This window comes from Mammaliicoccus sp. D-M19, from assembly GCF_022386695.1.
Lineage (GTDB): Bacteria > Bacillota > Bacilli > Staphylococcales > Staphylococcaceae > Mammaliicoccus > Mammaliicoccus sciuri.
In genome coordinates, this window is record NZ_JAJNHW010000001.1 from 392,758 (window position 1) to 415,715 (window position 22,958).

General features: G+C 31.2%; 20 protein-coding genes. 8 read left to right on the forward strand and 12 right to left on the reverse strand.

Annotated elements, in window-relative coordinates:
- Both LQ675_RS02010 and LQ675_RS02015 read right to left on the reverse strand, forming a co-directional pair.
- A complete protein-coding gene (locus LQ675_RS02010) occupies positions 1-1,056 on the reverse strand; it encodes a CDP-glycerol glycerophosphotransferase family protein (RefSeq protein ID WP_075577822.1) in 1,056 nt (351 codons plus the stop codon).
- Between the two features lie 118 nt (positions 1,057-1,174).
- Complete coding sequence (locus tag LQ675_RS02015) at positions 1,175-1,978, reverse strand: ABC transporter permease (protein ID WP_048542119.1); 804 nt, start codon at positions 1,976-1,978, stop codon at positions 1,175-1,177.
- A gap of 207 nt (positions 1,979-2,185) precedes the next feature.
- On the opposite strand from LQ675_RS02015, the gene tagH reads away from it, so the two are divergent.
- Positions 2,186-2,980 carry a teichoic acids export ABC transporter ATP-binding subunit TagH gene (gene tagH, locus LQ675_RS02020; RefSeq protein ID WP_048542117.1) on the forward strand — a complete coding sequence of 265 codons (795 nt, stop codon included), beginning with the start codon at positions 2,186-2,188 and terminating at the stop codon, positions 2,978-2,980.
- A gap of 43 nt (positions 2,981-3,023) precedes the next feature.
- Here the strand turns inward: tagH and LQ675_RS02025 are convergent, their stop codons facing one another.
- The 6 genes from LQ675_RS02025 to LQ675_RS02050 form a co-directional block, all read right to left on the reverse strand.
- Positions 3,024-4,091 carry an acyltransferase family protein gene (locus LQ675_RS02025; protein ID WP_048542115.1) on the reverse strand — a complete coding sequence of 356 codons (1,068 nt, stop codon included), beginning with the start codon at positions 4,089-4,091 and terminating at the stop codon, positions 3,024-3,026.
- Positions 4,092-4,213: 122 nt separating this feature from the next.
- Complete coding sequence (locus tag LQ675_RS02030; protein WP_048542113.1) at positions 4,214-4,465, reverse strand: hypothetical protein; 252 nt, start codon at positions 4,463-4,465, stop codon at positions 4,214-4,216.
- 8 nt (positions 4,466-4,473) lie between these two features.
- Positions 4,474-4,836 (reverse strand): hypothetical protein, encoded by a 363-nt coding sequence (locus LQ675_RS02035; RefSeq protein ID WP_075577821.1) that lies wholly within the window; start codon positions 4,834-4,836, stop codon positions 4,474-4,476.
- Positions 4,799-5,941 carry a thiolase family protein gene (locus LQ675_RS02040; RefSeq protein ID WP_239726692.1) on the reverse strand — a complete coding sequence of 381 codons (1,143 nt, stop codon included), beginning with the start codon at positions 5,939-5,941 and terminating at the stop codon, positions 4,799-4,801. Before LQ675_RS02040 ends, LQ675_RS02035 begins: the two co-directional genes overlap by 38 nt.
- Positions 5,923-7,332 (reverse strand): AMP-binding protein, encoded by a 1,410-nt coding sequence (locus tag LQ675_RS02045; protein ID WP_239726690.1) that lies wholly within the window; start codon positions 7,330-7,332, stop codon positions 5,923-5,925. The genes LQ675_RS02040 and LQ675_RS02045 overlap by 19 nt, the downstream gene beginning before the upstream one ends.
- Before the next feature lie 85 nt (positions 7,333-7,417).
- Positions 7,418-8,266, reverse strand: coding sequence for a WecB/TagA/CpsF family glycosyltransferase (locus LQ675_RS02050; protein ID WP_239726688.1), 849 nt, complete (start codon positions 8,264-8,266; stop codon positions 7,418-7,420).
- 230 nt (positions 8,267-8,496) lie between these two features.
- Between LQ675_RS02050 and LQ675_RS02055 the strand changes: the two genes are divergently transcribed.
- The 5 genes from LQ675_RS02055 (at position 8,497) to LQ675_RS02075 (ending at position 16,128) form a co-directional block, all read left to right on the forward strand.
- The gene (locus LQ675_RS02055) at positions 8,497-9,738 is read left to right on the forward strand and encodes an LCP family protein (protein WP_239732940.1); all 1,242 of its coding nucleotides are present in this window, start codon (positions 8,497-8,499) and stop codon (positions 9,736-9,738) included.
- An 18-nt stretch (positions 9,739-9,756) separates the two neighbouring features.
- A complete protein-coding gene (locus tag LQ675_RS02060; protein WP_025905460.1) occupies positions 9,757-10,236 on the forward strand; it encodes a DUF2538 family protein in 480 nt (159 codons plus the stop codon).
- Positions 10,237-10,707: 471 nt separating this feature from the next.
- The gene (locus LQ675_RS02065) at positions 10,708-11,130 is read left to right on the forward strand and encodes a GNAT family N-acetyltransferase (RefSeq protein ID WP_239372151.1); all 423 of its coding nucleotides are present in this window, start codon (positions 10,708-10,710) and stop codon (positions 11,128-11,130) included.
- Between the two features lie 119 nt (positions 11,131-11,249).
- Positions 11,250-14,978, forward strand: a complete 3,729-nt coding sequence (locus tag LQ675_RS02070; RefSeq protein ID WP_239726685.1) for a glucosaminidase domain-containing protein — start codon at positions 11,250-11,252, stop codon at positions 14,976-14,978.
- Between the two features lie 148 nt (positions 14,979-15,126).
- Positions 15,127-16,128: an acyltransferase family protein gene (locus LQ675_RS02075; protein ID WP_048542100.1), complete on the forward strand. Its 1,002-nt coding sequence runs from the start codon at positions 15,127-15,129 to the stop codon at positions 16,126-16,128.
- A 53-nt stretch (positions 16,129-16,181) separates the two neighbouring features.
- On the opposite strand, the gene LQ675_RS02080 is transcribed toward LQ675_RS02075, so the two are convergent.
- A complete protein-coding gene (locus LQ675_RS02080) occupies positions 16,182-16,718 on the reverse strand; it encodes a hypothetical protein (RefSeq protein WP_048542098.1) in 537 nt (178 codons plus the stop codon).
- A 126-nt stretch (positions 16,719-16,844) separates the two neighbouring features.
- Between LQ675_RS02080 and LQ675_RS02085 the strand changes: the two genes are divergently transcribed.
- Complete coding sequence (locus LQ675_RS02085) at positions 16,845-18,002, forward strand: aminotransferase class I/II-fold pyridoxal phosphate-dependent enzyme (protein WP_107602269.1); 1,158 nt, start codon at positions 16,845-16,847, stop codon at positions 18,000-18,002.
- Positions 18,003-18,017: 15 nt separating this feature from the next.
- Positions 18,018-19,616, forward strand: a complete 1,599-nt coding sequence (locus LQ675_RS02090; protein WP_239726683.1) for a M20/M25/M40 family metallo-hydrolase — start codon at positions 18,018-18,020, stop codon at positions 19,614-19,616.
- 64 nt (positions 19,617-19,680) lie between these two features.
- On the opposite strand, the gene menB is transcribed toward LQ675_RS02090, so the two are convergent.
- From menB to menD, 3 genes are read right to left on the reverse strand one after another with little or no spacing between them, the layout of a single operon-like run.
- The gene (menB, locus tag LQ675_RS02095) at positions 19,681-20,502 is read right to left on the reverse strand and encodes a 1,4-dihydroxy-2-naphthoyl-CoA synthase (protein WP_171992079.1); all 822 of its coding nucleotides are present in this window, start codon (positions 20,500-20,502) and stop codon (positions 19,681-19,683) included.
- Positions 20,475-21,296 carry a 2-succinyl-6-hydroxy-2,4-cyclohexadiene-1-carboxylate synthase gene (gene menH / locus LQ675_RS02100; protein ID WP_084754894.1) on the reverse strand — a complete coding sequence of 274 codons (822 nt, stop codon included), beginning with the start codon at positions 21,294-21,296 and terminating at the stop codon, positions 20,475-20,477. Before menH ends, menB begins: the two co-directional genes overlap by 28 nt.
- Positions 21,277-22,956, reverse strand: coding sequence for a 2-succinyl-5-enolpyruvyl-6-hydroxy-3-cyclohexene-1-carboxylic-acid synthase (gene menD, locus LQ675_RS02105; protein ID WP_107609138.1), 1,680 nt, complete (start codon positions 22,954-22,956; stop codon positions 21,277-21,279). Before menD ends, menH begins: the two co-directional genes overlap by 20 nt.
- Between the last annotated feature and the right edge of the window lie 2 nt (positions 22,957-22,958).

The following is a 22,958-nucleotide window of genomic DNA, read 5'->3' on the forward strand; positions in this document are numbered from 1 at the left end:
TTAAGCTCCTTTGTTTATAAAATCAACTAACTTTTGAGTTGCATCAAAGTTTGTATACTGATGCCACATTGGTTTAATTTTATTATTCATTTTATTCAGATTCACAAGTTTATAAAGTGTTGCTAAATCATAAGCTTTGTTCTCTTTCGTCATTTCATAATAGTATTGATTGAGTCCTCTCATTTCATCATACTTTGCTTCATCATAACTATAGAAAATAATCGTCTTATTTAATAGTGCGGCTTCAATACTTAATGAACTATAATCTGTAATGATGATTTCTGCCATTTCAACTAGATCTTGTATATCTCTCGGATCTGAATCATGTGAAGTAATGCTTGGATGTAATTTAGTCACAAGTTCGTATTCAGGGCACATTTTTTCAAATTTCTGTTTATCTATCGTATGAATTTCATTTGTATAGTCTCGATAAGTAGGAACATATAAAGCTATTTTTTTAGTTTTATTAGGATACTCATGTTTATGTTTATATTGGTCTAATCTTGGTAATCCAAAAGGTAATATTTGATTGGGCTTGGCATCTAAACTTTTAATAAAGACATCTTCCATAATATCTGAACTTACTAAATAATAATCAGTAAAATGATAAACTGATAAATAATTTTTTATCAGTTGTTTATGCTCAAGATTAATACTTTTATCTTCTAATCCAAATTTCTTCAAGGCACCGGCAGCATGCCAAGTTTGTATAACTTTTTGTTCAGGTGTTTTACTGATACTTCCTAATAATAAATAATATGTATCGATAATGATTATTTTACTACTTTTAATTGCTTTTAACTGTTGCAAGACATATTTATTACTTAAATTGATCACTTTATCTACTTCTAAATCATTCAAAAAATTAATCCACTTTGGATGTGCAATAACTGTAATATGATATTGTTCCTTCTTTAATGCTTCAATAATAGGTAATACATCTTCTTTAAAAGTCATAAATATTACAACATTTTTACGTTTCACATTACTTTTAAATAATTTATTAAATACAAAAATAATTGAAAGATAGACTTGTTTAATTATGTTTCTTACCACATTGACACTTCCTTACGTAAAATTTACTAAAGTTAAAAAATTGACCATGAGAAGCTCTAAATTGAGATAAAGGCTGAGACAATCATCGATGTCTCAGCCTTATCATTTATTAATCATTTTAAATAAAGTCAGCAAATCTTTGTCTAAATCTAACATGCAATATTGCACCTACTACAAAGAATAACACTGTCACACATATATTATAAAGTAATAATTGCCAATGATCTATGAAGTACCAATTATCATATAATATTGCCGCTCTGTAACCTTCTGCAAAAAAGAAAACTGGATTTAATTTCATTATCATTTCAATCACTGAACCTTTATCAGGTACCCAAAGAATTGGCGACATGTAAAATAGCATTCTCAAAATAGCTTGCATTGCCATTTGTGTATCTCGAATAATAACACCTAAAGTTGACGTTAATAATGAAACTGAAAATGCAAATAAATACACTAAAGGTAAATATATAAATAATTGTAAAATATAAATCGAAGGTATAATACCAGTTGGTATACATAATAAAATAATAACTAAAACTAAAATAATATGACCATAAAATCTACTTGTTAAAACATAAGCAGGTATTGCTGACAACGGAAAATTCATCTTTGCAACTTGATTAAACTTAGTGCCTATTGACTTAGTCCCTTCAAGTATACCTTGGTTTACAAAGAACCACATACTAATACCGACTAATAAATATAAGATAAACGGTACACCATTTATCGGAGCATTCTGACGTATACCAAAACCAAATGCAAACCAATATACAAATATTTGTAGTATAGGATTAATAAGCTCCCAAGCTAATCCTAAATAATTATCATGATTCGAAATTTTCAATTGGAATTGTGCTAATCTTTGAATCAAATAAAAGTTTTTGACGTGCTCTTTTATTACTGTAAAAACAGCATGCATGAATATCACTCTCTCGCTAAGACATTTATAACTTAATCTTTAATATAGCATCAAATGAGCATAGATGATATATTAAACTTTAGGTTAATCTCGTAATTATAGAACATATATAATTTACATGATTCTAACAGAATTTACAATAAATTTACTAAACTCATAAAATAATGCATAATAGAACTGTTAATAATTATAAGGAATGAAGTACATATGAAAGAATCAGTTATCATTAATAATCTAACAAAAGAATATAAAATTTTCCGTAGTAATAAAGATAGATTAAAAGATGTGTTTTTACCAAAGCATCAATCACAAAGATTTTTAGCGCTGAATGATATATCATTCACTGCTTACGAAGGCGATATTATCGGTTTAGTAGGTATTAACGGATCAGGAAAATCAACATTAAGCAATATTATTGGTGGTTCACTACAACCAACAGACGGTGTAATCGAACGCCACGGTGATGTTAACGTTATTGCAATTAACTCAGGTTTAAACACTCAATTAAACGGTATAGATAATATCGAATACAAAATGTTATTACTTGGTTTCTCTAAAAAACAAATTAAAGAACTTACACCTCAAATTATAGAATTCTCTGAATTAGGTGAATTTATATATCAACCTGTTAAGAAATATTCAAGCGGTATGAAATCTAAATTAGGTTTCGCAATCAATGTAACCGTTGATCCTGATATTCTTGTTATTGATGAAGCATTATCTGTTGGTGACCAAACATTCACTAAGAAAAGTTTAGATAAAATGAATCAATTTAAAGAAGCTGGCAAGACTATTTTCTTTGTCAGTCACAATATAGGTCAAGTTAAAGATTTTTGTACAAAAATAGCTTGGATTGAAGGCGGCATACTAAAAGATTTTGGTTCTACTGAAGATGTACTTCCAAAATACCAAGCATTCTTAAAAGAGTTCAACAAAAAGTCAGCAAACGATAAAAAAGCTTTTAAAGACGAGTTAGATGCTACACGTTTTTATTTTAAATAACCAAAAGCACGTCACCTCCTATAATGAAGGTGACGTGCTTTTTTTATTCTACTCTATAGTTTCCTCTAATCATTGAGTTAATAGAATTTCTTCCAATTATAAATCTAGAAAGTGGTAAAAATGAAAGAACAACTGCTAAACCGACACTTAACGATAATGCAAAGATATACGTTGCAATATTATACATAAAGAATTGATCTATAAAATGAAATGTATATTTTGCCATGTAATAGACCATAATTTTATGTGTTAAGTATATAAAGAATGATATTTCTCCAATAAAATATAAAAAGCTAATATTAAATTTAGACAGCTTTTTAGAAATGACTAATATAAATATAAACGCTAATGAAGAATATAATAAAATGTCATAGCGATTAGATTGAACGACTGTTACATCATTTTGATAAATTGAATAAATAACTAAAAGTGTTACGGCAGCTAAACTTCCTACTAACCACATAAACTTCTTCTCCACAAACGTTAGAACTTCATTGTAGTACCTACCTAAATAATAACCAAATACAAAATAGAATAACCAATAAAGAATATTCGTTCTATGGAATAATGGGTAAAATTCATTCCACCAATTCGTATACGCATCATTATCATACATTAAATATGAGTGCGCCAGACTGATTGCAAAGCTGATGACCAGCATAACAACTGGATTTGCTTTGCTTAATGCTTTATGGAAGATTAAATGTAGAATATAAAATTGGAATATGACAACGACAAACCAACCATACCAATTCCCAATTAATAAATTTTCTTTAAACAACTGCCAAAATGTTTCTTCATTTCCATCAACTTTATACTTTGTATACACATAAAATGTTCCAATTGAAAAATATGGAATCATAATATATTTAAAGCGTTTGACTAGAAAATTTTTCGGTAATTTATCTTTATAAACCATAGATATCAACGATTCTGACAAAATAATAAAGCACGGCGTCGCAAACAAAATTAATATTTGAAATGTTAATACAACCATGCGATTATGATCTTGTAATTCTACGTCTCTCAAGTAATTTGATAATATATGCACTGCTACTATAATTAAGCAAAATATTGCCCTTGCATAAGTAATTTCATGTTTTCTATTCATAAGTACTCCAACTCACAATTTTTTGTCACTTATGAAGATTACATGATTTTAAATTAATTGTAAAATAATTATATAATCTGTTTATAATTATACTTTTGTTAGAGATAAATTAAGTACGTACTTTATTGCTTTTCAATCATAATCTTTACCATCCCTTGTGCATTGATACATTTAATCTTATTATCCTGCAAAGATTTTTCTAATGTTTCATCTATATAAATTGGATTTTTGTATCTTACAGTAAAATGTTGCCACTCAACATCTTCTAACAACCATTCACATACAAGTTGCCCTGGTACAATTTCTTGATGAATCGGATTTGAATCATGAATAATAGATAAATATTGATTAACAAGACTAATATCAAATTTCATACTATACCTCACTTTCCAACGAATGTTTGGTTGAGCCTAGTGTATATGTCATCTCCGCTTTTAATCGTTAAACTAAATTCGTAAATCGTAAACGACTTCACTTTTTTTATTTTCTCATTTTTTAATTTTGCTTTATAAATTGTATCAACATCTAATGCTTTAAACTGTTCAACTGAGGTTTCTTTTAAGTAAATCTCTTTTTCTAAAAAACGTTCAAACAATGAAAATTTTGGCCATATACTTGCTAAATACAATACTGGTACAGAAGATGCATTCTTTTTTATAGTAAGTGTCTGTATATATGCTTCAACCTCTTCTTTGTTGAAAATAACCTCAATTATTTCGATGCCATCTTCTAAATAATGTTGCATGTCCCATGCCTCCTCCTATTCCCATTGTTGCTATCGATGTCTCAATATCTTTCATATGATATAAACGTGTAACGAGGCTTGCACCACTAGCTCCATATGGATGTCCAATAGCTAATGCGCCACCATACAAATTAAATTTATCGTCGGGAATATTTAACATATCTTTTGAAGCAAGCACTTGAGAACTAAATGCTTCATTAAATTCAACACAATCAATTTCTTTCATTGTTAATTGTGAATTTTTCAATACTCTTTCTACAGCAGGTACTGGTCCTATACCTAGTAATCTTGGATCAACACCTTTTACAGAACTATCGATAAATTCCAATCCTTCATGATAACCTAAAGCAGTCGCTTTTTCTTTACTCATAATTAAAAGTAAAACCGCACCGTCATTTTTCATACAACTATTACCTACTGTTACAGTTCCATCTTTAATAAGTGGTTTTAAACGTGATAACGTTCTTAAAGTTAATTTAGGTTTAACGCCTTCGTCATGTTGGATCCATTCATTCCCTACTTTAATCGGATAAATTTCATTTGATAAATAACCTTTTTCCATAGCTTTTATTGTCTTTTGATGGCTATTGTATGCAAATTCGTCCTGACTTTCTCTAGAGATTTGATAGACTTGTGCAACATTTTCAGCCGCTTCAATCATTGAAGGATCTTCTCCATCAGGTGCAAATGAAGCGCGCTCAAAAAATTCAGGTGCGTCATAAACTGATTGTGGTCTCTTGATTTTCCAAGGTGCTCTACTTGTACTTTCAACACCACCAGCAATATAAACTTCACCAGCACCTGCTTGGATCATTCTACAAACATACGTTACCGCTTCTAGTCCTGCACCACATTGCCTATCTATTGTGACACCAGGAATATCAATTGATACACCAGCTTCTAGCAATGACTTTCTAGCAATGTTCCCTCCATTACCTACTATGTTTCCTAAAACAACATCACTTAAATGTTCAAGTGCTTCAGCATGATCAGCAAATAAATATTCATATAAAGGTTTCAAGAGCATTTCAGGTTCTAAGTGTTTAAATACCCCACCATATTTACCAAATGGCGTTCGTTTTGCAGCTACAATAACTGGTTCCATGCTTCTCCTCCTAATTCATAAATAGATTTCATCTTATATCTCGCTATCTTCCCACTAAATGTATATTTCATCTTTTTAACCCGTATCATCTGAGATGGTATTTCATAACGACTTAATCCACATGCTAATAAATACTTTTTCATGCTTAAATATTGCAAATGATCCTTACCTTTATATAATAAAATTGCTATTTCTCCGAATTTATTATGTTTCTTACTTATAATAATTGCTTCATCAATAATATCTAGATTTAATAGTTTTTGCTCAATAATCTCTGGATACACGTTTTTACCACCAATTATTAAACGGTCACTTTCTCGTCCAAATAATCGTAGTTCTTGGTCTGCAGAAATTGATGCCCAATCACCTATTTTAATCCACTCATCATGAACTTCTTCATTCAAATAACCACTAAATGTCATGTCACTTTTGACATATAATTTACCTATATCATTTTCATCTTTGTCTTTAATTTGAACTTGAACAGATGGAAATAGTTTACCTACAGATTCTGAATCAGCTTGTCCATTGATATTGTAGCTTATAAAACTCGCTTCAGAGCTACCAAAGAATTCAATTAAATCAATATAAGGATACTTATGCTTAAATTTTTCAAATATTTGAGTAGATAATTTTGCACCTGATGAAAAAATACTTGTAACATTCATTAAATGAACGTTATGATTCAATAAACTATATAGCATTGTAGGTACTATAAACATCGTTTGATTTTCACTAAATTTATTGATTAATTTATTAAGTATTTGAGTATTAAATTTCTTTTGCCCAATAAACGTTCTACCTGTATATAATGTATAAATCATAGCGTATAGTGTTAAAGAATGTGCATGTGGACCAGGAGCTATAATAATGTTTGTATAACCCTTAAGTAAGTCTTCATTATATTTAAATGACTGAATCCAAGATTGATGATTTCTCATATAAGCTTTAGGTATGCCTGTCGTCCCAGAAGTAAATCCAATATGTAAAATATCTCGCGGTAATGATGTATTATTTTCTATTTTTCGATACGTAACTTTACTACTGTCATCTACTAATAATGGAATATGATATAGCGTTAACAATTCATTCGTTTTCTCTTCAGATATATAAGGATCAAGGACACATGGTATTAGTTCACACTTTAAAGCTGCAATATACCATTTTATAAACTGAATGGGGTTTTTCATCGTAATACCAATCATAATATTCTTTGGATATTGTATTAACGCTGTGGCAATTTTTTCAGATTCTATCATTAAATCGTTATAAGATATATGCATCTCATCAATATACATGGCAATTTTATCTTCATTTGTTATTAATTGTTGATTTATGAGTTCCAGTACTCGCATTACAAAGTCACCTACTTTTATTGTTACCTCCATCATAACATTTAGTTAACAATTAAATAGCTAAAAATCCTCATAAAATAAAACACCTTAATGTTAAATTTCAACATTAAGGTGTTACTATTTATCTATTCTTCATATAATCATATTTATTCTTTTTAGGTGTACATGATTTTTGAAATTGAACTTCTTTTAAAAACAGTGGGATTTTAAGTGCTCTATTCACACGTTTCAAATCAGTTATAATTCTATATAACCATTCTAAATTAAGTTTAATAAACATTTTTGGTGCACGCTTAACATTTCCACTTATAACATCAAACGAGCCACCCACACCCATCATTACCGTGTGTTCAAAATGATGACGGTTATAATAAATCCAATCTTCTTGTTTAGGAAAACCCATTGCCGCAAAAATAAAGTCTGGATTAAATTTCTTAATTTTCTTAGTTACTTTATAATCTAGTACATGTTTATATCCATGTTTATGATCAAACGTAATATTAGGGTATTGTTCTTCTAGAATTTTACGAGTCGCTTTAACGCCTTCTTTAGAAGATCCTAATAAGAATACTCTCTTGCTACTTGCGTTTGCAATATTCAACATTTCTTCCATTAACTCTATTCCCGGAACACGTTCTTTTAATGGCGTATTTAAATATTTAGCTGCTTTAACTATACCAATTCCATCTGGTACAATATAATCTGCATGTTTAATACGTCGTTGATAGTGATTATTACTATAAGCATAATGTGCAATTTCAGGATTAGCTGTTACAATAAATAAATTATCATTCGTTTCCTGATTTACAAAATATTTAATACGTTCTACCATTTCATTTGCCGTCAGGTTTGCAAATGGCAAACCTAGAACATTAACGGTTGGAGGCTTAATCACATCATACGAATTCTCTCTATTTAATTCTATTTGTTCACTAATACTATTTAAATCTTTTTCTAGTACTTTTGCCATTTGTCTCACCTCTCATTCTTCACTATAATTTACACCATTTCCATAAATTTTACAACAAATTTACATTCTACATTTGATAAGTAGTACACATAATTCATTTAAATTGTTGAATTTTACTTGTATAATCATATATGATGTATAATATGCAAAAATAGATATTTCAAAACACAATACGAATAGAAGGGTAAATATATAATATGAAAAGATTCGCAAAAATAGGTTTACTTTTGATGTCAATAGTACTCATGATTCTACCCGTAGTATTTGGACTCATGCTTTATCTTGAAACTAAAGGTGCAATTAATGATTCATTTCTTGATTCTAAAAAAAGCAAATCATCTTTAAGAGATAAACCAGTAGATCCTAGTTTAGATCATGTATCGGTATTATTTCTAGGTGTCGATGATAGTACATCAAGACGTGAAGGTGGTCAAAAGGCTAACCAATCTCGCACTGATGCTATGATTTATACAACTTTTAATAGAGATAAAAAACAAATACGTATGGTTAGTATTCCACGTGATACATTAAGTTATATACCAGCCGTAAAATATTATGATAAAATCACGCATGCTCATGCAATAGATGGGCCAGAAGGTTCAATGGAAAGTGTTGAAAGTACATTAAATGTTCCAGTAGATTACTATGCAAGAATTAATATGGAAGCTTTTGTTGAAGTTGTTGATGAACTTGGTGGTATTGAATATAACGTACCGTTTGATTTAAATGAGCCAAACACTGAAGATAAAGGTCGAATTAAAGTCAAAAAAGGTAAACGTAATTTATCTGGTGACGAAGCGCTTGCCGTTGTTCGTTCAAGAAAACAAGATTCAGATTTAGAACGTGGTAAACGTCAAATGGAAATGATTAAAGCCATTATCAAAAAAGCTCAAGAAACAAATTCAATTAATAAATTAGATGACTTAGTTAAAATCGTTGGTAAAAATGCGAAACACAATTTCTCATTTGAAGATATCCAAAACTTAGCAACGACTTATTCATCAAGTAAAGTAAAAATTAAAACCGAACAAGTTACAGGAACTGATGCTAATTTTAATGGTGTTTACTTCTTCAATCCTGACTTAGATAATTTATTAGAACTGTCTAATAAACTTAGAAAAGACTTAAACTTGCCTAAGACTAAGAAAACAGAATTAATGAATTATTTGATGATTCAAGCATATGGAGATCTAACACCTTATATTGAAGTATCTAAGAAAAGTCTAAAGAGTGGAAACACATCTATTAATAGCGATTCAGCTGAAACAGTCGAACCTGCTATAGAGCCTGATACTGAAGAATCAACTCAGCAGCAAACTGAACAACCGTCTGAGCAGCCTGTAGAACAACCTATAGAACAAGCACCATCACAAGAAGTACCTCAACAAGAAATACCTCAACAAACAACACCAGATCAAAGTGGTCAAGCACCGGATCAAAGCGCTCAACAACCTGGTCCAGAAGTTTACTAGGAAAGGAGGCAAATTATGATTCAACGTAAAACATATGAAAAATATGAACAAATCAATACAATGTTTGATGCACTTGAAAATCAAATAATTCATTCTGGAGATTTGTCTCACTTTAGACAAAATTTGTACTATGTTAATCACGAACATCATGAGAATTATGAAGCGTTATTACTATACTATAATCAAGCAAACAATGATCCAATTGTAGATGGCGCTTGTTATATCATTGCCATCCCAGAAATATTTAATGTTATCAATATCTTTGATAACCCCTTACCTTTTTCATGGGTATATACAGAAACAGGTTTAACAGAAGAAATGAAATCATTAAGTGTTCATTTACAATATCTAGTAGCAGCAGCACTAGAAACAAGCCAAATTCAAATATTTACACCGAGCGGATATACAATGGGTATGACAAATTGGAGTATTCACCAATTAAGATTATTCTGGCAATATACCGCAATCGTTAGAAGACAAGCAGTTCAAACAATATAAATTAAAAGCTGATCCATATAAAATGGTTCAGCTTTTTTGTGTGAACAGAAATAATATGGAACTCATTGAGAATATGTAACGTGAATGTTGCTAAATTGGGATGACTAGCAACATACGGAGCTTCTATGTTGCTAGTCAGCATCGTCTTGCAATTTTGGCAATGTCTATTTATCTTGTTTCACTAGTCTTGATAAATACAGCGTCCTTATTTATCTTGTTTGATCAGTCTTGATAAATAAAGCGTCCCTATTTATCTTGTTTGCCCTGTCTTGATAAATACAACGCCTCTATTTATCTTGTTTGCCCTGTCTTGATAAATACAACGCCTCTATTTATCTTGTTTGCCCTGTCTTGATAAATACACCCCTATATTTACCAACTATTTATTATTTCTTGAGTTTTTAATTTACTACATCAATTAGAATAATCATAATGTATAATAAATTGAATCAAAACAATGGAGGTATCATAATGATCAAAATTGCAGAAAGCCAAAAAGATATACAAGATGGGTTAAATATTAGAAAAATTGTATTTGTTGAAGAACAAGGTGTTTCTATAGACGCAGAGATAGATGAATTTGAAAATGTTTCTAAGCATGTTGTTCTATATCACAATGATAAACCAGCTGCGGTAGGTCGTTTTAGAAATTATAAAAATGGTTATGCGAAAGTAGAGAGAGTTGCCGTTTTAAAACCTTATAGAAAATTTGGTTACGGTAAAGATGTGATGAATTTTATTAATCAAAAAGCTAGTGAAGATGGATATAAAGGTACAGTACTTAATGGACAATCACACGCTAAAGGTTTCTATGAAAAATTAGGTTACAAAACTGAAGGTGAAGAATTCTTAGAAGAAATGATTCCTCACTATTTTATGAAATTAACTTTTTAGATAAATTATTAATATCTCAAATATTAAAGTTACATTACATTTCTTAAAAAGTTCATCTTTTAATATTAAAAAGCCTTATACTGATTATAAATAAATACCTATACAAAAGGAGATTGTTTATGGATAAAAAATTCTATTACAAAACACCCGCACTTGTAGCAATGACTTTAGCAGGTACTACGCTTGTATCACATCAAGTAAATGCAGAAGAACAAACCACAAACAAAGAAAATAAAAACATCATTGAACAACATGATAATGCTAGTCAGATTCAAGATGAACAAAAAGAATTAAAAAGCCAATCTTTAAACGTTTCAGGTACTAAAGAATATAAAGATCCATCTATAATTGATGAGCCTAACCAAAAAGTAGAAAATACAACTAATGAATCAGTACAGCCTACTTCTAATGAAGTAGAACAAGACACAGATGTAACTTCTACTGATGATAACTCTGAAGTTACGAACAACGACGAGGTTTCTGAAGATACTACTCAACCTACTTCTAACGAAGAAGACCAAAACACAGATGTAGCTTCTACTGATGATAATTCTGAAGTTACGAATAACAACGAAGTTTCTGAAGATACTACTCAACCTACTTCTAAAGAAGAAAACCAAAACTCTGATGTAGCTTCTACTGATGATAATTCTGAAGTTACGAATAACAACGAAGTTTCTGAAGATACTACTCAACCTACTTCTAAAGAAGAAAATCAAAACTCTGATGTAGCTTCTACTGAAGATAACTCTGAAGTTACGAATAACAACGAGGTTTCTGAAGATACTGCTCAACCTACTTCTAAAGAAGAAAACCAAAACTCTGATGTAGCTTCTACTGAAGATAACTCTGAAGTTACGAATAACGACGAAGTTTCTGAAGATACTACTCAACCTACTTCTAAAGAAGAAAACCAAAACTCTGATGTAGCTTCTACTGAAGATAACTCTGAAGTTACGAATAACAACGAGGTTTCTGAAGATACTGCTCAATCTACTTCTAACGAAGAAGATCAAAAAACTGAAGTAGCTTCTTCTGAAGATAATACGGAAGTTAATAACAACCAAGAAGTTTCTGAAGATACTACTCAATCTACTTCTAATGAAGTAGATCAAGATACTGATGTAACTACTACAGAAGACAATACTGAAGAAATAAACAATGAACAGGTTTCTGATGACTTAGCTCAGCCTACTTCTACTAATGATGCTCAAGATACTGAAGCGGCTAATAGTACGCAAAATGCCAAAGTTCAATTAGAAACTGCTAGTGTTCAACCACAAGTTAGCACTTTTGCATTTAGATCTGTAAGTAGTGCGCCTGTTGTTAAAAAAGCTGTCGCTACTACATCTAGTTCTTATAGTCCTACAGTAAGTTCGTCAATAAATAATCAAATTAGAAATAATAATTATGCAGTTCCGACATATGTTGAAGATTTTTCAAGTCATATTCCAAAAATTCCATATCGTAATGGTGTTGGTAAACCTGAAGGTATTATTGCACATGAAACTGCAAATCCTAATTCAACAATTCAAGGCGAAATTGCATATATGAAAAACAACTATGAAAGTGCATTTGTACATGCCTTTGTAGATGATAATAATATTATTGAAGTTGCGCCAACTGATTACTTAGCTTGGGGTGCTGGTGGCGTCGCAAATGAACGATTCATACATATAGAATTAGTTCGTGTTTATGGCGGAGATCGTTTTGCTCGCTCTATTAACAATTATGCAGATTATATCGCAACTAATTTATCATATTACGGCTTACCATTTGATAGTGCTGAAAATGATGGTACTGGTACTTTATGGTCTCATGATGCTGTTTCAAGATATTTAGGTGGTACGGATCATAGTGACCCATATGGTTGGTTTGCTGAAAATAATTATACTTTTAATGAACTTATAGATTTAGTGCGAGAGAAATATTTATACAAAACAGGTAGTGTAACTCAACCCACTACACCTGTAGTTTCTAAGCCTAAGCCTAAGCCGACTACACCTGTAGTCTCTAAACCTAAACCGTCTACACCTGTAGTCTCTAAACCTAAACCGTCTACACCTGTAGTCTCTAAACCTAAACCGTCTACACCTGTAGTCTCTAAACCTAAACCGACTGCACCAGTAGTTTCTAAACCTAAACCGTCTACACCTGTTGTGTCTAAGCCTAAACCTACTACGCCTGTAGCGAGTCCTGCAAAAACAGTAGTTGTTAACTATAAAGGTAAAGTTAATACAAACGCATCAGGTGTTTATAGTTCAGTTTATGATACTAAAACTAAATCAGCTGCTAACAAAGTTGGTAAAACATTTAATATTGGTAAACAATCTAACTATAACAACCAAGTATATTATTTATTACAAGATAATAACGGCACTCCTTTAGGTTGGGTGAAATCTAGTGACATTCAACTGCAAAACAATACTAAAGTAACGCCGAAACCTGCTGCTTCTAACACAGCGAAACCTAAAGCAACTCCGAAACCTGTTGCTTCTAACACAGCGAAACCTAAAGCAACTCCGAAACCTGTTGCTTCTAACACAACAAAAACAAATGCAGTTGCTAAAACGGTTCGTGTTAACTATTTAGGTAAAGTTAATAAAAATATCTCTGGTGTATATACTTCTGTATATGACCAAAAAACTGTACCTGCAATCAACAAAGCAGGAAAAACATTCAAGATTGGTAAACAATCTACTTATAATAATCAAACATATTATCTACTTCAAGATAATAATGCCATTCCATTAGGATGGGTGAATGCTAAAGACATTCAATTACAAAAAGTAACAACACAACCAAAAGTTGTTAATAAAGCAACTGTCGCTCAACCTAAAAAGACAAATGCTATAAAATCAAGTGCTGTTAACAATCAGCCTATTGCTTTAAAAGAAAACTATCAAAACTACTTAATTTTTGATAACAGTGGATATTTCTATAGTGAACCTTCAGTATCTAAAAAAACATTACTAGGTTCATTACAAAACTACCAATATTCATACTTTAAAGTTATTTCATCTCAAAAAGTTGGTAATGAATTATGGTATAAAGGTTTATTAAATGGTAAAACTGTATGGATTAATGCTAAGTATTTACAACTCGCTACAGAATCAACAAATGTTTCAACTAGCCCATATACGTTAGATCAAGCTGTCGATATTCAAATGGCATTAAGAAATGGTTCTGAACCTAAAAAAGTATTAGCAAGTGGTATTAGAAATGCTACGAGAGCTGAAGTTAAAGATGCTATGGATACAAGTAAATATGTAAATGACCCAGTTCAAAAATATCAATTTTTAGACCTAAACAAGTCTCAAAATATTTCAGCAACTAAATTAAATGAATTGTTACGTGGTAAAGGGATTCTTGAAAATCAAGGTAATGCCTTTAGCCAAGCAGCAAAAGCAGTAGGCATTAATGAAATATATTTAATTTCACATGCGTTATTAGAAACTGGTAATGGTACAAGTGATTTAGCTAATGGCGGATCAATCGACCAAAATGGTAATGTTGATTTAAATGCTCAAACAAAATATTATAATATGTTTGGGGTTGGCGCTATTGATAAAAATGCATTATATGGTGGTATTAAATATGCACAACAAGCAGGATGGAACACACCTGAAAAAGCAATCTTAGGTGGTGCTCAATTTATAGCTAATAATTACATTAAATCTGGACAAAACACACTCTATAAAATGAGATTTAATCCGCAAAATCCTGGCGTTCATCAATATGCTACAGGCATAGACTTTGCTAAGTCTAATGCAAAACGAATTAGCGACTTCTATCAACAGATTCAAACAGATGGCCAATATTACGATGTTGATCAATATAAAGCATAATACTAAAGTTAAAACGAATGCCTTTCATAAGGCATTCGTTTGATTTTATAGTATTAACGAAATAAAATTATTTGTACTTTTGAAAAATTTAATTTATAATCTACATTTCAAGCAAATTGTAGATTATCGTTTTAGGGGAGCACTTTTCATGGCAAACGAAAAAGAAAGAGACCATTATTTTGATAACGCGCGATTTTTCTTAATTGTGTTAGTTGTATTCGGTCATTTAACAAGATCTTATGTTAATGAAAGTCATATTTTCAAAGCACTATATATGTTTATTTACAGTTTCCATATGCCAGCATTTGTACTGATATCAGGATTCTTTGCTAAAGGTGTAGGAAAACCAGGTTACATAAAAAAAATTACAATCAAACTCTTATTACCTTATTTAATATTCCAATTATTTTATGGTTTATATTACTACTATATTGATAGAGATGATACATTAAATATTAGTCCCTTCGATCCACAATGGGCAATGTGGTTCTTAGTAAGTTTATTTTCATGGCATATTATTTTGCATTTTGTGAGAAACTTCAATCCATATATCACATTCACAGTAGCAATATTATTAGGTTTAGTTGTCGGTTATTTTGACTTTATTAATGCAAAACTTAGTCTATCAAGAACATTTGTATTCTTCCCAATTTTCTTATTAGGCTATTACATTAATAAAGAACAGTCATTTATTTTAAGAAATAAAAAACATATGTGGTTATCTTCCATTAGTTTAATCGTTATCTTTATCGCTTATTTACTAACTGACTATAACTTTGAATGGTTATTTGGTAGCAAACCATATTCAGCACTTGAAGGCGATGTAGATGTTTATAGTGCATTTAAAAGATTATTCATATATGTTGTCATTTTCGTTTCAACATTTAGTTTCTTAAATTTAATACCAGAGCGTAAGTTACCATTAACTTATATTGGCTCTCGAACAATGTTTATTTATTTACTACATGGTCTTTTCGTAGGTCTATTTCGTTCAAAAGAATGGGATCAAATGTTATTAGACCAACCCTATGTTTGGATTGCTATTATTCTTATAACAATTGCTATTGTGTACTTCTTTAGTAGCGACATTGTAAGACATTATGCAAATCCTGTTGTTAACATTAAAAAGCCACCAAAAAAGAAAAAATAAGCATTTAAAAGCCAATCCTTTGAGTACTTAACTTAAGGATTGGCTTTTTTTGTTTATCTAATTAATGTTTCATACGATATCGTACCTATAAATTTATCTTCACTATTTAATAAATATGCTGGTATTTGTACATGTTTATGTGTAATAGGTGCTAGCTTATGATTATTATTATAAAGATTTTCTAATACTTCATAACTCGCGCTTAATAAATATGTTAAATAATCTACCCACTCTTGCGTATAAGGTGTATCTGACTGAATAAATAATATTGGATTTTCTTTTTTAGATGTTGGTTGCATAAAGTCTGAAACAAATTTTCTTTCGTCTAATGATAGTTCTTCTTTCATTTTAAATTTGATATGAAATTGCGCATTCTTAATAAGTCGATTATCTTGCCCGAAATAATATCGATGAAAATGTGGTAATTGAGCTTCTGCTCTACAAATATGTATTGAATCTTCTTCAAATGAAACCATCCACTGTTCGTCATTATTTTGTATTAATACAAACGTTGGATGTGGTAACCAATCAAAAATATTTAAAGATAGTAGTAACTTTAATCGTTGATTCATATTAGCTAAATTCACCATATAAACATCCCCTATTATTGTAATGTTTCCCTTATTGTAATACGTTTTCTAAATTTTTGCTATATTCATTTATTTGTATGCTTTTTAAAGTTATAATTAAACTATCGTTTTGAAGAGGTGAAAAAAATGCAATTACCATTAAATAAATTTGCATCTCAACTTCAAGTGTCTGGAATTAGAGCGATATCTAACCGTATACCTGAAATTGATGATGTGATTAACTTAACAGTTGGTCAACCCGATTTTCCTGTACCAACAAGCGTTAAAGATGCAATGAAACAAGCAATTGATCATAACTTTACATCTTATTCTCATAATGCTGGGTTACCAGAATTGAGAAAAATCGTTGCACAATATTATAAAAATCGCTTTAATGCTTCATTTGAAACAGATGAAATCCTTATCACAAATGGTGCAAGCGAAGCGTTAGACACAACATTAAGAGGTATTCTTGAACATGGCGATGAAGTATTAATTCCTTCACCAGTATATGCTGGGTATGTCCCACTTATTGAATTGTTAGGTGCTAAACCTATATACATAGATACTACCCAAACTGGCCTCAAAATAACGCCTGAATTAGTTAAATCTCATATAACTGATAAAACAAAAGCTATCTTGCTGAATTATCCTAATAACCCTACTGGAATTACGTTGAATCAACATGAAGTAGAAGCACTTGTTGATGCATTTAAAGACTACCCTATTTATGTTGTCAGCGATGAGATATATGCAGAGAATACATTTAATCAGACTCATACATCTTTCGCTTCGTATGACGCAATCAAAGATCAATGTATTTTACTAGGTGGTTTGAGTAAATCACATTCAATGACTGGTCTAAGAATCGGATTCTTATTAGGACCACAATATGTTATGAAACAATTAACCTTTGTACATGCTTATAATTGTATTTGTGCGAATGTGCCGAGCCAATACGCTGCAATTGAAGCACTAACAAGTGCAATTGATTCGCCTAAGGAAATGAATAAAGCATATATAGAACGTAGAGATTATGTATACAAGCGATTGATTGACATAGGCTTTAAATTAAATGAAAAACCTCAAGGTGCATTTTACATCTTTCCACAAATTTCACATTTCGGAATGGATGATTATGAATTCTGTATGAAAGCACTTGAAGATTACCATGTCGCGATTGTACCAGGTTCAGCTTTCACCCATATTGGTAAGGGCTATATTAGAATTTCATATGCTTATAATTTAGAAGCACTCGAAGAAGGACTGAATAGATTAGAAAGAATGATTCAAGAACTATTTTAAAGGGGCTGGAACACAATGGATTTATTATGGCAAACGTTTGAAGATAGAAGTCATTTACTTAAAAGTTTAGTCAGACATCAATCTATAACACATTCAGAAGGAGAAAAGACTTTTCCTTACTTTTTAAGAGATCAATACTTAAAGTTAGATTATTTTAAGCGTAATGCTCATCAAGTTATGCTGCAACCGACCGGGGATGGTCGTCATGCAGTTCTTGCATATTACAAAGCACCACAATCTAAAAAAACGCTCGTTTGTATAAGTCATTTTGATACTGTTGGTATCGATGATTATAGCGAATATAAAGATGATGCTTTCGATATGGATAAAATCACAGAAATATTTAGACAAGATATGAAATACTTAACGCCTGATGCTAAAAAAGATATCCAAACGCACAATTATTTATTTGGACGTGGTTCAATGGATATGAAACCAGGTCTTATGATACATATGTCTATGATAGAAAAAGCAATCCAAGAATCATGGGATATTAACATAATCGTTGTTTCAGTACCTGATGAAGAAGTTGAGTCTAAAGGTATGCATGTAGCCGTTCAAAAGCTCAATCAAATTCGTAAGGAAGATCATTTAGATATAGCTTTACATTTAAACAGTGAACCTACTTTTTCACAAGCAGAAAATGACCCAAATCATTATGTATATTCAGGGACAATAGGCAAAATTATGCCTTCAGTATTATGCTATGGTAAAGAAACACATGTTGGACAACCATTGAATGGTATTAGTTCGAATTTCATACAAAGTTTTATTAATAGCAAAATGGAATACTGTACTTTGTTTAAGGAAACATACAAAGATGAAACGACGCCGCTTCCAGTTTCTCTCATGAGTAGAGATATTAAAGATCATTATGACGTTCAAACACCATTTAGAACTGTTTCATTATATAATGTATTTTTATTTAACAGAAATGCAGAACAAGCTTTTAAAATTTTTAACGATGTAGTTAAAGATGCCATTCACAATTGTGAAAAAGCATATCAAGAAACATTAAAATCCGAGGGTTTTCATAAAACATTATCAATTAACCTCTTAACCTTCAAAGAATTAAAAGCACGCGCAATAGAAGAATATGGTAAAAGTAAAATCAATCAAATTATTGAACAAACGGTTCATGAAATTCATGATGAAAGAGCACAATCTATAGAAATTACAGATCGTTTTATGCATATGTTGAAAGGTTTAGGACCAAGTGTCGTAACATTTTTTGCGCCACCTTATTATCCAGCTGCGCACTCTTCTGAAGATGCATTTATTGATGCAATTGTTCAAACTGTTAGTGATACATCTTTAAGTCAGTTTGATAGAGTTTCAAAAAGACAATATTTCTTTAATGGCATTAGTGATCTGAGTTACGCAAAATATAGACAAGACGATTTAGGATTTGAAAGTTATATTGAACAAACACCTGTGTTTAATCAATCATACTTTATACCATTTAAAGATATACAAGAAATAAATGCACCAGTTATTAATATTGGACCTATCGGTAAAGATGCTCATCAAGTAACAGAACGCATCAATATGAAAAGTGCGTTTGAAGAAATACCTGCAATTATTGAGCAAGTCATAAGAAAGCATTTATTATAACAAAAAAAAGAGAGGTTGAGACATTATGAAATGTCTCAACCTCTTGTTTTTATTTGTATCAATATTAAGGAAACTTAGGAAATTGATCGAAGTCTGGTTGACGTTTTTCTTTGAAAGCGTCTCTTCCTTCTTTTGCTTCGTCTGAAGTGTAATATAATAATGTTGCATCACCAGCGAATTGTTGTAAACCAGCTAATCCATCAGTGTCAGCGTTCATAGCAGCTTTTAAGAAACGTAATGCAGTTGGTGAATGTTGCATCATTTCTTTACACCATTGAACAGTTTCATCTTCTATTTTATCTAATGGTACAACTGTATTTACAAGACCCATATCAATAGCTTCTTTTGCATCGTATTGGCGACATAAGAACCAAATTTCACGTGCTTTTTTATGTCCAACAATTCTTGCTAAATATCCTGAACCATAACCAGCATCGAATGAACCTACTTTAGGTCCAGTTTGACCGAATCTTGCATTTTCAGCGGCAATTGTTAAGTCACATACGATATGTAGTACGTGTCCACCACCAATAGCATATCCTCTAACCATAGCTACTACGGGTTTAGGAATAACACGGATAAGACGTTGTAAATCTAGTACATTTAATCTTGGAATTTGGTCATCGCCAACGTAACCACCATGTCCACGAACAGATTGGTCTCCACCTGAACAGAATGCTAAGTCGCCTTCACCAGTTAAGATGATAGAACCTACTCTCTCATCATCTCTAGCTCTAGAGAAAGCATCGATCATTTCTTGAACTGTTAAAGGTGTGAATGCATTACGTACTTCTGGACGGTTGATTGTAATTTTAGCAATACCTTCGAAAAATTCATATTTAATTTCTTTATATTCTTTTATAGTTTCCCATTGTCTTGACATAATTTGCCTCCTAAAATAAATTCTATTATTATTGTATCAAATTTTGAGGGTTGTTCCACATGAATTGTGTGCCCAGCATCATTAACAATATAAAATTTACTATTTTTTATACTTTCGTTCATTTGTTTACCTATTTGAATAAACTTTTCATCTTTTTGACCGACGATAATACAAGTTGGTACATTCATTGTATTCAAATGATGCCAATTGGATGGTTGTGAACCTGTACCATAATCTTTAAGTGCTTTACTTAACCCATTAGGATTTTGAGAAAGTCTCATCTGTTTAATACGTTCTCTTTCTCCAGTAGAAAGTATAGACTGACTATTAAATAATGGTAGTTTTGACCATTCCTCGACAAACTGTTGTAATCCAATTTCTTGAATGCGCGTTGCTCTGTTATAATCGACTTCAATTCTATTCTGTTTATCTGATGAATCTTTAAGTCCAGGACTAGCACTTTCTAAGATCAAGCCGCTTAATAACTCTGGGTATTGCACTGCAAAGCTTAACGCAACACGTCCACCCATAGAATATCCATGCAAATAAATCTTATCAAGTTCTAAATAATCAATGACTTCTTTAATCTTTGAGACAATAAAATCCATTGACCATATTTCATCATAACTTGATTCATCATGTCCATGTCCAGGTAAATCAATGGTTATTACATTTAAGCCTTTGTTTCTCAAGGTACTCTCAACTATATGAAATGATGTATGATCACTGATGAAGCCATGTAACAAAATAATAGACGGTTTATGTTCATCATATGACTTAACGTGGTGATTTAACATATTGAATACCTTTCATTTGTTCAAAGAGTTGTCTATGTGTTGCGGTATTTTCTTCTCTATTCGTTAGAATTTCGTATAAATAAGAACCGAATTGCGGTAATGTTTGTTTTTTATAATCAGAAACACTTTCGAATTTTTCGTAACCTAACTCATATAGATGCGCAACATGTTGAAAATCTAAATCAAGTGGTGTACCGAATAATTTCTCAAAATGTTCAGGTGCTTCTTCTTTAGGTGCTAAGTAATTGAAGATGCCACCACCATTATTGTTTAAGCATACAATTGTAATATCTAAATCATGAAGTTTACTCATAATCAAGCCATTCATATCATGAAAGAATGAAACATCACCTATGATAAGTGTAACTTTTTTATATACAGACATGCCAAGTGCAGTCGACACGACACCATCAATACCATTCGCACCTCTATTAGCTGCTATTTCAGCTTTTGAGTTTAAATTAAATGTATCGACATCTCTTATCGGCATACTATTACCAACAAATACAGTATCTTTAGAAGTCATTTTTTTCAATAAACTACCTACTGCAGCACCTTCATCTGTTTCTTCATCGATATATTTTTCAATCAATGCACTCGCTTCTTTATCCATTGTTATCCATTTTTCTAACCAATTCTTGTTTTGAGTGGGTGTTACATCTTGAGCTTGTCTGAAGAAATCATTTGGACTTAGTTCCACTGAAATCGTTGGTACTTTAGGATAGGCATCAGGTGTATCATTATTTTGCACAAGAATTTGTGGACATTTAATTTCTTTTAACCAATTGTTTAAATGTTTAGAAACGACTGGTTGCCCCACTCTGATGATAAATTGCGGTTCTATACTTAATCCGCCTTTGAAAAGTGCATCATAAGTAGAAATCACATTTGGATGATTTAATTTTCTCAAATTACTTAATGGATCAGCTAATATAGGAATATTATGAATAGCTGAATAAGTTAATATTTGAGATAAATCCTGACCTTGTGTATCTCCTACAATAACGACACCTCTTGGTTTTTCGATATATGTTTGAATACTCGTAAAATCAATCGATTTTTGATATTTTGTTTCTAATTTTCTTTTAGAGGACAAATATCTTCTTAATTTCACATTAGGGATTAATGGTTCTCTAAATGGAAAATTAAAATGTACAGGTCCTCTTTGTGGACCAACAAAATGTTTCTCAGCTTTAATCATATTCATATTAATTGCATTTAATGTACCTTCTGAGTCATCAGCTATAGGCATATCAAATTGAAACTTCGTGAAGTTTTGGAACATATTCACTTGATTGATTGCTTGAGGTGCACCAACATTACGTAATTCATGTGGTCTATCACTTGTAACAACGACAAGTGGTAATCGACTAATAAATGCTTCAGATACAGCTGGCATATAATTAGATGCTGCTGTTCCTGAAGTACAGATAATTGCGACAGGCTTTTGACTTGCTTTGATTATGCCAAGTGCAAAAAATGCTGCGCTTCTTTCATCTGGATGAACCCATGTTTTTAAATGTGGATGTCGTTCACAAGCTATCGCTAATGGTGTAGATCTTGATCCAGGACTAATAACAACATCATCGACACCATATTCATATAATTTAGAAACAAATGTAAATACTTGTTTAGTGAGACTTTCAATATGTGTACTCAATT